We start from the raw sequence: 13,858 nt of genomic DNA on the forward strand, positions 1-13,858 counted from the left end.
TTAAAAACGAATAAGTATATTTTTTAATTTTTTAAAGACATCTCTTTTATCTACACAAGTTTAAAAGCAATTTAGGTAGTAAAAACAAAAACCCTTAGCTTTTTCAAACTAAGGGTTTTTTTTCAATGGTAGCGGGAACAGGACTCGAACCTGTGACCTTCGGGTTATGAGCCCGACGAGCTACCAACTGCTCCATCCCGCGGTATATTTTTGGTATTTTTCGTCTTTTGAAGAATAATCAGAGCATCTTTCTGATTGTTTGGTTTGCAAATATAGGACTTTTTCCCTGCATTCAAAACATTAAATTGTTTTTAGAACGTAAAAGTTCCCGTTAATGGGCTTTTTAGCTAATAACCAGCAGGTAAAAGATTGATTTTTATAGAAATAATTTAATGAATGACTTCGTCATTATACTTTTCCTTTGCGGCCTTTGCGAAATCTTAGCGTTCTTTGCGGTTAAGGAGTTCGGATAAATTTAACCGCAAAGGTCGCAAAGAGGAACGCAAGGAACGCTAATTAAAAAGTCTCGTCCCGATATTGATAGGGACGGGACTTTCTCAATCTATCTTCTAACACACAAAATTACAGCGAACTCTTTTTAACCGCCAATGTTTTACCGACAGCGTCGTGTATAGTTTGATTTTTATCGCTCTTTAACATCAATAGAGCGTCTATACAGAAAAGGGCCGATACGATAAAACTTATAATTTTAATAATTGAAGGTAAATTTGACTGAAGTTGTGATGCTTCCATGAAGGATGTAACAGATTCCATTTCCGGCATAGAGTACAAAATATAATTGCTATTGATCGCAATGATAAATGCGATAAAATAATAATAGTTTCGAATCAATACTTGCTTATAGGAAATCGACTGCAGATCTTCTCCAACAATTTGTATCCCCATTATTTTTTTTCCTAACGTAGCTCCATATTCCTTTTCCATATAGCACTTATATATAATGCCTATCAAGGAAGGAACCAAGGACAAGACATATGATTTTGCCGACAGTAAAGAATAATACGTTATACCCACACTTAACGGGGATAAGATGAGACCATCAAGAAGTGATGCAGCTAAACGCGGACCGAATTCGGCATAGGTTACTTGAGGCTCGTCTATATTATGAATTATTTGTTCCATAGTTTTATGCTTCGTTTAATGACTGAATTTTTTAAAATGTTTTCGTTGTTACCAACACTAAAATCAAGATTCCGTAAATACTAATACCAACAATGATACATATACCATAGAATTTAAAAATTGATTTTAAATTCTTTAAAGCAATTTCTATTCCTGTAACATCCAATACAGGAACACTCTTTAATGTCTTAGATGAAAAATTATGCATGTACAAAGACGGAATCAAAAGAAGCACTCCATAAACAATCAGCATAATAAACAAGAACACAAATTGAATCTGACCGCCTCCCTGCATATTTGCAATTTCATTCGCAAAGAATGTTGCAGCCCCAATAAATATCAAACACCCAAGAGCCATTAAGCCAAATAAGCCAAAGCCAACAATAGACATAAATCTAGTCCACTTTGCTGCCTCTATTAAATAACCTTTCATTGTTTCTGTTAACTGCACATTGCTTTCAGAATTTATTTCTGAATGGTCTAAAATTTCCATCTGCTAAAATTTAAATAAGAAGAAAATAAAAAAGCTATCCCGATCACTATCGGGATCGGAACAGCTTTTTAAAAAGAATTATAAATATTAAATGTGTAACGCTCTGTTGTCCGTAGCAGCTAAACACGCTTCTTTGAACGACTCGGTGAACGTTGGGTGTGCATGAGACATTCTGCTCACATCTTCAGCAGATGCTCTGAATTCCATTGCGACTACCGCTTCAGCGATCATATCCGCCACACGTGGCCCGATCATATGTACACCTAAAATCTCATCTGTATTTTTATCGGCAAGTACTTTTACAAAACCATCTACGTCCATAGATGCTCTCGCTCTACCTGAGGCTTTGAATGGGAAGTTTCCTACTTTGTATTCTTTGCCATCTTTTTTCAATTGTTCTTCGGTATAACCTACTGCTGCAACTTCAGGCCATGTATACACAACACCCGGAATTAAGTTGTAATTGATATGCGGTTTTTGTCCGGCGATTGATTCTGCAACAAACACACCTTCTTCTTCTGCTTTGTGTGCAAGCATCGCGCCTACTACTACGTCACCGATTGCATAAATACCCGGTACGTTTGTCTGTAAGTGACCGTCAACAGCTACTCTGCCGCGCTCGTCCAGCTTCACACCTGCAGCTTCTAAGCCAAGGCCTTCTGTATACGGACGACGACCTGTTGCTACCAACACGTAATCACCTTTCAATTCAATTACTTTACCGTCTTTGTCTTCTGCGGTAACGGTTACTTCTTTGCCTTTCGCAGAAGCACCTGTTACTTTATGACTGAAGTAAAATTCGAAACCTAAATGGTTTTTAGAAACTTTGATCAATTCTTTACCCAACGCTCTATCCATCGTAGGAATCAATGTATCCATAAATTCTACTACTGAAACTTTAGCGCCCAAACGTGCATACACCGAACCAAGCTCCATACCAATTACACCGCCGCCAATAACGATCAGGTGTTTCGGTACTTCTGTCAATTCCAATGCTTCCGTAGAAGTGATGATGCGTTTTTTATCGATCGCAACATTTGGTAACGACGTAGGCTTAGAACCGGTAGCGATAATTGTTTTCGCTGTTTTCAATTCTTTCACACTACCATCGGCAGCTGTTACTTTGATGGTGTTTTTATCAACGAACGAACCGATGCCTGTATGCACATCAATCTTATTCTTCTTCATCAGATAATTGATACCATCGCATGTTTGTTTCACCACACCTGCTTTGCGATCAATCATTTGTTTGATGTTCACTTTTACACTTGCTACATCAATACCATGTTCTTTGAACGTGTGCGTTGCATTGTAATAATGCTCTGATGAATCCAATAATGCTTTTGAAGGAATACAACCTACGTTTAAGCAGGTACCGCCCAGGGTACTGTATTTTTCAATCAATGCGGTCTTCATACCAAGCTGTGCGCAACGGATTGCTGCTACATACCCACCAGGACCAGAACCGATAACTACTACGTCGTACATGTTTTTAGTTGCTAGGTACTAGTTGCTAGCTACTAGACTTGTAACTAGCAACCAGTACCATTATTTAAAAGTTAAAATTCTATTTAATATTATTAAGTTATCAGGGTTTGTCGCTCTTCTCTCGTCTGGAAACTAGCAACTAGTACCTAGTAACTAGATTAAACTCCTAAAAGCAATCTGCTCGGATCTTCCAACAATTGTTTCACACGAACTAAGAAACCTACAGACTCACGTCCATCGATGATACGGTGATCGTAAGAAAGTGCTAAGTACATGATCGGACGGATCACAACTTGTCCGCCTATTGCTACCGGACGCTCAACGATGTTGTGCATACCTAAAATCGCAGACTGTGGAGAGTTGATGATCGGTGTAGACAACATAGAACCGAAGATACCGCCGTTTGTAATTGTGAATGTACCACCAGACATTTCATCGATGCTTAATTTACCATCACGTGCGCGTGTTGCCAACCGTACGATCTCTGCTTCGATCTCATTAAAGCTCAATGTTTCCGCATTGCGGATAACAGGTACTACCAACCCTTTCGGAGTAGATACCGCAACCGATACATCACAGTAGTTGTGATTGATGATCTCATCGCCATCAATGTATGCATTCACTGCTGGGAATTCCTTTAAAGCAATACAAACCGCTTTTGTAAAGAACGACATAAAGCCTAAACCAATACCGTATTTTTCTTTGAAGGTGTCTTTGTATTTAGAACGCAAGTCCATCACTGGCTTCATGTCTACTTCATTGAATGTAGTAAGCATGGCTGTTTCGTTTTTCACTGCTACCAAACGGCGCGCAATGGTTTTACGAAGACTTGTCATTTTCACACGTTCGTCTGCACGACCTGCTACCGGCGCTTTTGCTGCCGGAGCAGAAGCTGCTGCCGCTGGTTTAGCTGCTGCTGCCGGAGCTGCAGATGCTTTTAATGCATCTTCTTTTGTGATGCGGCCGTCTTTGCCTGAACCGGCTACTGCAGAAGCATCAACACCTTTTTCATTTAATATTTTACCTGCTGCCGGAGAAGCATGTCCTGCTGCATAGTTTCCACCAGAAGCAGAAGCTGCTGCTGTAGCCGCTGGTGCAGAAGCCGGACCTGCTGCTTGCGCTGCACCACCTGCGCCCGGAACGATCTTACAAACTACTGTTCCGATTGCTACTGTATCGCCTGATTTAGATATCAATTCGATTGTACCCGTAGTTTCAGCGTGTAATTCAAACGTTGCTTTATCTGATTCGATCTCTAACAATAGATCACCAGCTTTTACTGCATCGCCTGATTTAACAGACCATGCACCTAATGTTACTTCAGTAATAGATTCACCTACTGTTGGAATTTTAACTTCTACCGGTGCTGCATTTGAAGCTGCTGGTGTTGAAGGAGCCGCTGCTGCTGGAGTAGCGGCTGGTGCTGCTGCTGCAACTGTCTTAGCTGCAGAACCTGTACCTTCTTCAATAGAACAGATCACAGAGCCAACAGCTACGGTATCGCCCTCTTTTGCGTTCAATTTTAATGTACCTGCTTTTTCAGCAATCAATTCAAACGTTGCTTTGTCTGATTCGATCTCACAGATCAAGTCGTTTACATTTACAAACTCTCCATCTTTTTTATTCCATCTTCCGATGGTTACTTCTGTGATGGATTCACCTACTGTAGGTACTTTTACTTCAAATGCCATAATTCAATTTTCAATAAAAATTCTTTTAATTATTTAGTTGGATAAGTTTATACTTATCGGATATTCATTTTTTCGATCTTATCGGCAAACGAACGCTTCACAAGTTCTGCTTGTTTTTCGTTGTGTGCTTTTAAGTAACCTACCGCAGGAGAAGATGCTTCATCTCGTGAAATAACTTCGATCTGTGTATTGTTCATCAAATACATTCTTCGCAAGATGTAACCCCACGCACCCATGTTGTATGGCTCTTCCTGTACCCATACATATTCTGCATTTTTGTATTTCGCAAAAATCGCTTCCATTTGTTTTTCAGGATATGGATACAATTGCTCGATACGAACAATAGCAACATCGTTACGCTTCGTTGTTTTTTGTTCTTCGAATAGATCGTAGTATACTTTACCCGTACAGAACAATACACGTTTCACTTTTTTAGCATCTACGTTTGCATCGTCGATCACTTCCTGGAATCTTCCGTTTGTAAATTCTTTCAGATCAGAAACTACTAACGGGTGTCTCAATAATGATTTCGGAGCCATGTTAATCAACGGCTTACGGAATTCCCACTTCAACTGTCTGCGTAATGCGTGGAACATGTTTGCAGGTGTTGTAATGTTTGTAACAACAATGTTGTTGTTTGCACACAAACCTAAGAAACGCTCTAAACGTGCTGAAGAGTGCTCCGGACCTTGTCCTTCATAACCGTGTGGCAATAACATTACCAAACCGTTCTGACGTTGCCATTTTGTTTCACCTGCTGTCACGAACTGATCGATCATAACCTGTGTACCGTTTGCAAAGTCACCAAACTGTGCTTCCCAAATTACAAGAGCACTTGGGTTAGCCATTGCATAACCATATTCAAAACCAAGTACACCATATTCAGATAACAAAGAGTTATAGATACGGAAACGTTTTTGGTTATCTGAAATATGATTTAAGCTGTAGTATGGTTCGTTCGTTTCAGCATCTTTCAATACCGCATGACGGTGAGAGAACGTACCACGCTGAACATCCTGTCCACTGAAGCGAACAATTTTCTTTTCCAATAATAAAGAACCGTAAGCAAGTAATTCAGCTGTTGCCCAGTTTACAATTTTCGTATCCTGGAATTGTTCTTTACGATCTTTTAATAATTTTTCAATTTGTTTCAACGGTTTGAAATCCGCCGGAATATCTGTGATCGCTTTTCCTACTTTATCAATTACTTCTTGTGTAATAGATGTATCCGGAGATTTGTCGAAATCTTCTTTTGTTGCCTTGCGAAGTTCTGTCCATTCTTTTTCCATTTTCTGTAAAGAATATGGAAGAGGTTTTTGCTTCACCTGATTCAAACGATCCTGCAACATGTCTCTGAATTCACGATCCATGTTCTTCGCGATCTCTGCATCTACATCACCACGTTCAATCAATTTCTGATTGTATAATTCGCGTGGGTTTGCGTGACGGGAAATTACGTTGTATAATTTTGGTTGTGTGAATTTCGGTTCATCACTTTCGTTGTGACCGTGACGACGGTAGCACACCATATCAATAAAAATATCTTCGTTGAATTTCTGTCTGTATTCAGCAGCCAAACGCATACAGAATGTTACCGCTTCCGGATCATCCCCATTTACGTGCATTACAGGCGCATCAACAATTTTAGCAACGTCTGTACAATAGATCGAAGAACGTGCATCTTCAAAGTCTGTTGTAAAACCAACCTGGTTGTTGATTACAAAGTGAATGGTACCGCCCGTCTGGTAACCGTTCAGTTTACTCATCTGTACAATTTCATACACGATACCTTGTGCAGCAACAGCCGCATCACCGTGAATCAATACAGGCAATACTTTTTTATAATCGTAGCCATATAAACGATCTCCTTTAGCGCGAACAAATCCAAGAACAACTGGATCTACTGCTTCTAAGTGAGAAGGGTTCGGCATTAATTTTAAATTGATCTTCTGACCTTTTGGTGTAACTACTTCGCTTGAATACCCCATGTGGTATTTCACGTCGCCATCACCCATTGTCATATCCGGCTTAATGTTTCCTTCGAACTCGTTAAAGATCTGTTCGTAGGTTTTGCCCATGATGTTTGCCAATACGTTCAAACGACCACGGTGCGCCATACCGATTACTACTTCTTCCACACCAAGTTCAGCACTTGCTGTGATCATTTTATCCAATGCAGGAATTGTCGTTTCACCACCTTCTAGTGAGAAACGTTTCTGTCCTACATATTTTGTATGAAGGAAGTTTTCGAAAACAACCGCTTCATTCAGTTTAGAAAGAATACGTTTCTTCTCGTCTAATGTCAATGCATGTGCAAGAGATTCTTTTTCGATCTTGTTACGTAACCAAGCCAATTTCTCTGGCTTACGGATGTACATATATTCAAAACCGATTGCACCTTCGTAGATGAATTTTAATGTCTCTACAATTTTGCGAAGCGGTGCAGCACCAATACCGATTTCGTTACCTGCTTCAAATACTGCATCTAAATCAGCATCTGAAAGTCCGAAGTCTGAAAGCTCTAACAACGGCTTGCGGTCTTTACGCTCACGTACCGGGTTGGTCTTAGATCTTAAGTGACCTCTGCTTCTATATGCGTGTATCAAATAGTGTACACGAACTTCTTTTTCTGAAACGGTTGTAGCCGGACTTGCAGCAGTAGCTGCTACGCCATTACCGGATGGAGCTGCAGTGCTTCCTCCGTTTGTAGCACCTTTTTCTCCATACTTCTGTAAAGAGAAATTATAGCCTTCAAAAAATTTCTGCCAGGTTTCATCTACCGATGAAGGATCTTTGCGGTAATTCTGATACATCTCATCAACGTATGAGATTTCTGCATTTGCTACGTATGAATAATTATCCATGGGTTAACTTTTACGATTAGTTGTTACAAAGGTACTAAAATGGCAAAATGTTCATAACCTTATATTCGAATATTCAAATATATATTGAAAAACAACATTTTAACGATTTTTAAATATATATTTTAATTCTGTTTTAAAACTGTAAGGAGGTGAGTTATTGAAAAAAAGAGCGTTAACAAAGGTATCCTTAAATTATAGGCTCAAACTTAACTTATTTATTATCAAACATTTAATTTTACACTGAAAAGCATTATTGTTTTCTAATTATATGTATTATAGAATTAAATCGATAAAATTCTTTCACAAGACGACCCCAGCGGGGTCGCATGTTTATAGCATATAATAATAGTTTTTTTACTACGCACAATACCGAAGGTATTTATTAGAAAAGAATACCTTCGGTATTGTGCGTAGTACATTTGGAATTCGATATCCTATAAATATATGACCCCAACTGGGGTCATAATGCAGTATCTAAGATGCGTTTTTATAAAAAGAATTTGTATCAATTTGTTTTGAGCCACTTTTTAAAAAGATAGCATTTACATTTATTCAGTGTATATCTAAAACATATTATTACTATTTTAGTATTCTTTATAAACCTAAATCCATCTTAAATGAAATTTAAAGCTGCATTCAAATTTCTTTTGCTCTTCACACTTATGGTGTTGCTTAACCCTACTTTTGTAAGAGCTGGTCTCCAGGAAACGTGGGTAGATAGCGGAAATCATATGTATACCATAATCTTGGTTCTTGCAGTCGTTGCTTTAGCTGTTATTTTTGGTGGTATCCCTCTCTTAACAAAATTAAAATCCCGTTCTGCTGCGAAAGTAATGACACACGCTTCAAATAAAGACACTTTTTGGAATACGGAGGAATTAAAGAAACATGCTGAAAAAGCATTTTATGAAATTCAGGATGCATGGGAAAACAGAAACATGGATAAGGTAAAAGATAAAGTTGACAAGGAACTTTATGTACATTATAAAACCTTACTGACAGAGATGCTAAACCGTCGCGAAAAAAATATACTCACTCAGATTCATATTGACGAGACCCGCATCATTGGTTGTGAAGATTACATAGATAATTCTAAAGACCGCTATATAGGATACATTCAGGGCAGATTGCTTGATTATTTGATCAATGAAGACACTCAGGAAATCACTAAAAATTCTTCCAAAACGCTTAGCAACTTTTCAGTTAGTTACCATTTTGTCAGAAATGATAACTCCTGGATACTCGAAAAAATTGATACGGATGTAACGATGCAGGATCTTATTCAGACAAAAAATTCTTTTGAAGCATAACAAGATTAAATCAGGCTCTATTCCAACTACACGGATAGAGCCTGATTTGTTATTATTCATTTCTAAATTTTTACATTACTTTAACTGGATCAATGAAATTCAAATCTCTATTCAAACTACTTTTATTCGTCTCATTCCTGCTTCTGCTGAATGATGTTTTAGCCAGAGCCGGAGGCGGTCATGGTGGTGGTGGTGGCCACAGCAGCGGAGGCGGACGTTCTTATACCAGTCATGGTTACAACAGCTCACAAAATGATTCCTCCGGTTCCGTAAGCAGTGCTCTACTGATTATTATAATTGTGGTCGTTGGAATTGTTGTGGGTACAATTCCCGCTTTACTAAAATTGAAATCACTTTTTGCTGCTAAAATCATCACACACGCTTCAAACAAAGATTCGGTATGGAATGCAGATGAATTAAAAAAACATACAGAAAAAATATTTTACGCTATGCAAAAAGCATGGGAGAGCAGAAATATGGATCTTGTAAAAAAACAAGTTACTGTAAAATTGTATGAAGATTATAAACTTCTGCTCGCTCAGATGTTGAAAAACCGCGAGAAAAATATGCTCTCCTTTATTACTATTGATGCCATAACCATCATTGGCAGCGAAGATTTCAAAGACGATTCAAAAGACCGCTTCGTAGCATATATCAAAGGAACCATGCTCGATTATACAATCAACGAACGCAGCAATGAGATTACTGAAAACCCGAATCGGGATACTGCTCCTTTTTCGGATACCTATCATTTTGTGCGCAACAACAATACATGGTTGTTAGAAGAAATTAATAATACCGTTCGAATCGAGGATATTGTTCTGACAAAAAATTTTATTGAAAAATAAAACAGGTTCTATTTTTTTAACAGAACCCGTTTTATTTTTTATTCTTTTATAAATTTCTTCACCGTAATAGTTTCACCATTGCTGATCTGCAGAATATATTGTCCTGCTGCATAACCCGAAAGATCGATCTGACCATCTCCAGTAAACTTTGTCGTTGCTACAGTCTGGCCCAGCATATTCTGAACAAGCACTTCATACGGTAATCCATTATCAACGTTGATCTGAAGAATATTTTTAGCCGGATTCGGGTACAGCGTTACATTCCCTTGAATAACCGCAGGTTTCACCGCAGTTGTTATATTGGCATCTATGGAAACAGGCTGATTGGTCGGGATCTGGATCATCGTAACAGATAAGGCAGGCGCCATAAAAGATACGCTGTTGCTGCTAACTGTGAATGTAAGATTCTGCAAGGCATTCGTGGTTTTAGAAACAAAGGTTTCCGTACTTGGCAAATCCGATAAACGGTATCCCGAAACAGTACCTGCTGAAGCAACAAAATTCTGAAGGTTCAATACTACAGGCTGTGTATTTGATTGATCTCTGTTCACAACAACAATGATCAACGAATCGCCATCTGCAGTTAAGGAAGAATAACCTGAAATTGTATTGTTGTTTGTTGAAGTTGATTTCACTGAAACCTCGCCAAAATATTTACTGAACAAATGAAGTACTTCCCATTGTCCTTTATACCAATCCCAAGGCGTGAACAGTTCAACCTTGTTCTCTGTAAAAACTCCCAGGTGAGATGCGTACCAGCACGCAATAACATTTGCATCTTCAGAGCCCCCATTCGCAATCGCGCCATATTCAGACAAACTGAATGTTACATTATGGTTTGCACCTTTGTATTGAGTCAACCATTGATCGCAACGTTTAAAGAAATATTCTTTTGTAATGTTATTGTCCCAGCCATATTGACCTGTAACTTTTACTCCGTTTGCTTTTGGATATACATACTGGTCATCAAACCAAACTCTGTGCAGCTGCAAGGTTGTTGAAGGATCATTTTCAGTACCCGGATAAAAATGTACATCCAACACATCCAATAATCGTATACCACTAGCAGCCTCTTCTTCGGCAATACGTTTAATAAAATACTGCATCCATGGATATTCATTTCCATCATGCGGATCGGTAACTTTTGAATTGTTCCAGTTGTACCATTGCCATTCATTTGTAGAAACAGGTCCAACCAGTTTTATATTCGGAAACTTCGCACGTACTGCTTTTGCCACCGCGAAATATTTTTGCATGTATAATTCTGCAGTAATGGCTGAAGTAGCGATATCATCGTGCGTACCCGACCAAATCTCTGGCTCATTATCCATATTCCAGTATGTAAATCTAGATTTATCATATCCAAGGGTATTAAACCAATGATCTAAAATTTTAGCAGTAGAATCTGCGGTCCAATTTTCTAAATAAAGATTTGGATTGCCGTTACCACCATTGCCTCCATAGGCAACGGGCCCTCCACCTCCGGCCCAATTTGCTGAAGTATTAATAGAACCATTTGCTTGCGTATATACCCAATCATTAAAATTATGTTGTTTATTAGATGCTGCCTTACCCAACAATTGAAAAGCAAATAAACCTTGAGTATTTGCTGAATTATTTAACAAACTTGTTGCTGTATAATCCCAGTCATGCGCATACACATTATTGTACCAATCGGGGTGACTTGTCAGCTTTGCTTTCCAATTATATTTGGTAGAATTGTTGCCACCGTTCTCCCGATACATTCTCAAGCCGGCATCTCTGTACAATTGCCATTGCGAAGAAGTTGTCGGGTTTGAAGGATCATCAGAAAGGTTGTTGTTTCTGCCATAGATCCAGGGAGAAATTTTATGTTGGTTTGCTGTAGGATCGATTGTTATAGTTGTTTGTGCAACAACAAAAAACAGGTTTGCAAAGAGAAACAGTGAAGTATAAAGTATTTTCATAAATAGCGTGTGCGTAAAAACCGGTTAAGTAAGAATTACACGTTCTTTCCTTCTATAACTTAACATATTCTACGTGAATAATTGTTATTGGATGCATGTGAAAAGATCAATTCAGCTGAAAGCAAGCAAAAAATACGATTGCCTGAATGAAAAATATAGAATATTGAAATTGGGAAAATTGATATGATGTTCTTCAGAATAAAAGAATGCATTGATTTTAATATCTTGTAAAATCATTTTTAGCCTGAGAGATAATTGAAAAATACCTATTATCTATTGAACAAAATCGCTAAATTGTTTTAACCTATCCCTGATTTTTATATGGCATTAGTTCAGTTTACAGGTATTCTTGAACGTAAGCGTGCGGCACATCTACTGCGCCGCATAACGTATGGACCTAACAAAGGAGACATTGATAGCTATGCTTTACTTACACCTGCTGCAGCTCTAAGTCAGCTGTTTACGGATACTCCAGAGCCTCAGCCTCCAATTGATCTTAAATCAGGTACTACCTGGGTTAATGCTCCTTCCACCGCTGCAAATAGCTCCGATTCTGTTTTACAGGAATATTTTAAAGGCTGGTGGTTGAAACAGATGCTTGCACAGGATGCTGCTACTACAAATAAGCTTCCGGCAATGGTACGGGAGAAAATCATTTTCTTCCTGCATACACATATAACAACCATACAGGAAGTTGTCGGCAATAGCAGAGCACTCTATTTTCAAAATGTATTATTCAGAAAATATGCCTTAGATGGTAGTAAAGCTGCCGACATTAATTTAAAAGAACTAACGAAGAAAGTAAGTATTGATAATGCCATGCTGATCTTATTAGATGGCAAGCTGAATGTAAAGGGAGATCCGAATGAAAACTTCGGAAGAGAATTAATTGAATTATTTAGTCTGGGAAAAGGTCTGCAAGGGAGCATTCCCCCAGCAACTTCGCAGGGAGATTATATTTATTATACGGAAGAGGATGTTCGCGCTGCAGCTCTGGTGATGTCTGGCTGGGATACAGATACAACCTTCTCAACACTTGATCCGGATACAGGACTTCCAAGAGGAAAGGCAAAAGTTAATGCAACAAACATTGCCTCACAACACGATAATACAACCAAACAATTCAGCGCACGATTTAATAACGCAACCATTACACCCAACGCTGCTTTATTAAGCGGCGGACAAGCAACCGAAGCAAGCATGATCGATGAGATCAGCCAGCTTATTGATCTTATTTACTCGCAACCGGAATGTCCGAAAAATATCTGCAGAAAAATTTACCGCTACTTTGTATACCACGACATTGATGCAAGCCTCGATGCCACTGTCATTACGGATCTCGCTACTACATTTGCTGCAAGTGGATATAAAATTGAACCGGTAATAAGAGAACTGCTGGGCAGTCAGCATTTTTATGATCTCATGGATGCGGATGTAAGCAACGATAAATTCGGAGCAATTATTAAATCACCGCTTGAACTTATTACAGAGACCCTGCAGTTCTTCGAATATACATTGCCGGATTATACATCGCAATTATCGTCTTATTACAAAACAACAGATAATTTATTCAGTCAGCTCCGCATCATGGGTATGAATTTCATGAACCCAACAGATGTTTCAGGGTTTGATGCTTATCACCAATATCCCATGTTTAACCGGGCGTGGATCTCGACCAACGCATTGAACAGAAGATACAATTTTATCTTTTTAAGCATGACCACGGACAACATGATGATGGATGGTGCAATAAACATTGATCTGTATGCATATATGAAACTGCGGTTTGCATCTACAGCAGCAGATCCGGATGCACTGATACGGGAATTGATTTCGTATTTATTTCCGCTTGCTGCAGAAACAACCGAGATAACTACCGAGCGACTAAATTATTTTAAAGTCCAGTTCTTCAAATTAGGAGAAGCATTGCCACAAGGGCCATTAGTATTCTGGCAGTTCAGCTGGACCAACGGAGATACGATTCCTGCAAGTAAAACAGATGCCCGCGGCATGTTACAGGATTTGGTAAATGCACTTTTACAATCACCGGAATTTCAACTTCATTAATTCAGCGT

9 protein-coding genes and 1 tRNA gene are annotated in these 13,858 nt (G+C 38.7%); 3 read left to right on the forward strand and 7 right to left on the reverse strand.

What is annotated here, in order from left to right:
• Positions 1-126 precede the first annotated feature (126 nt).
• The 6 genes from A3EE_RS0105430 to A3EE_RS0105455 all read right to left on the reverse strand — a co-directional run bounded on the left by A3EE_RS0105430 (position 127) and on the right by A3EE_RS0105455 (position 7,679).
• Positions 127-202 (reverse strand) — tRNA-Met (locus A3EE_RS0105430).
• A gap of 380 nt (positions 203-582) precedes the next feature.
• Entirely contained in the window at positions 583-1,143 is a 561-nt protein-coding gene (locus A3EE_RS0105435) for an RDD family protein (RefSeq protein ID WP_018342424.1), read from the reverse strand.
• 31 nt (positions 1,144-1,174) lie between these two features.
• The gene (locus tag A3EE_RS0105440; protein WP_018342425.1) at positions 1,175-1,636 is read right to left on the reverse strand and encodes a hypothetical protein; all 462 of its coding nucleotides are present in this window, start codon (positions 1,634-1,636) and stop codon (positions 1,175-1,177) included.
• A gap of 87 nt (positions 1,637-1,723) precedes the next feature.
• On the reverse strand, positions 1,724-3,124 hold the full coding sequence (gene lpdA, locus A3EE_RS0105445) for a dihydrolipoyl dehydrogenase (protein ID WP_018342426.1): 1,401 nt from the start codon (positions 3,122-3,124) through the stop codon (positions 1,724-1,726).
• 158 nt (positions 3,125-3,282) lie between these two features.
• A complete protein-coding gene (gene odhB / locus A3EE_RS0105450; RefSeq protein ID WP_018342427.1) occupies positions 3,283-4,815 on the reverse strand; it encodes a 2-oxoglutarate dehydrogenase complex dihydrolipoyllysine-residue succinyltransferase in 1,533 nt (510 codons plus the stop codon).
• Positions 4,816-4,868: 53 nt separating this feature from the next.
• Positions 4,869-7,679 carry a 2-oxoglutarate dehydrogenase E1 component gene (locus A3EE_RS0105455; protein ID WP_018342428.1) on the reverse strand — a complete coding sequence of 937 codons (2,811 nt, stop codon included), beginning with the start codon at positions 7,677-7,679 and terminating at the stop codon, positions 4,869-4,871.
• Positions 7,680-8,296: 617 nt separating this feature from the next.
• Here A3EE_RS0105455 and A3EE_RS0105460 point away from each other — a divergent pair.
• Together A3EE_RS0105460 and A3EE_RS0105465 are read left to right on the forward strand one after the other, a co-directional pair.
• On the forward strand, positions 8,297-8,989 hold the full coding sequence (locus A3EE_RS0105460) for a TIM44-like domain-containing protein (protein WP_018342429.1): 693 nt from the start codon (positions 8,297-8,299) through the stop codon (positions 8,987-8,989).
• Positions 8,990-9,081: 92 nt separating this feature from the next.
• The gene (locus A3EE_RS0105465; protein ID WP_018342430.1) at positions 9,082-9,837 is read left to right on the forward strand and encodes a TIM44-like domain-containing protein; all 756 of its coding nucleotides are present in this window, start codon (positions 9,082-9,084) and stop codon (positions 9,835-9,837) included.
• A 38-nt stretch (positions 9,838-9,875) separates the two neighbouring features.
• Here A3EE_RS0105465 and A3EE_RS20070 read toward each other — a convergent pair whose 3' ends face one another.
• Positions 9,876-11,783 carry a glycoside hydrolase family 44 protein gene (locus A3EE_RS20070; protein WP_018342431.1) on the reverse strand — a complete coding sequence of 636 codons (1,908 nt, stop codon included), beginning with the start codon at positions 11,781-11,783 and terminating at the stop codon, positions 9,876-9,878.
• Between the two features lie 321 nt (positions 11,784-12,104).
• Between A3EE_RS20070 and A3EE_RS0105480 the strand changes: the two genes are divergently transcribed.
• A complete protein-coding gene (locus A3EE_RS0105480) occupies positions 12,105-13,850 on the forward strand; it encodes a DUF1800 domain-containing protein (RefSeq protein WP_018342433.1) in 1,746 nt (581 codons plus the stop codon).
• Positions 13,851-13,858: the final 8 nt, after the last annotated feature.

This window comes from Cytophaga aurantiaca DSM 3654 (assembly GCF_000379725.1).
Taxonomy (GTDB): domain Bacteria; phylum Bacteroidota; class Bacteroidia; order Cytophagales; family Cytophagaceae; genus Cytophaga; species Cytophaga aurantiaca.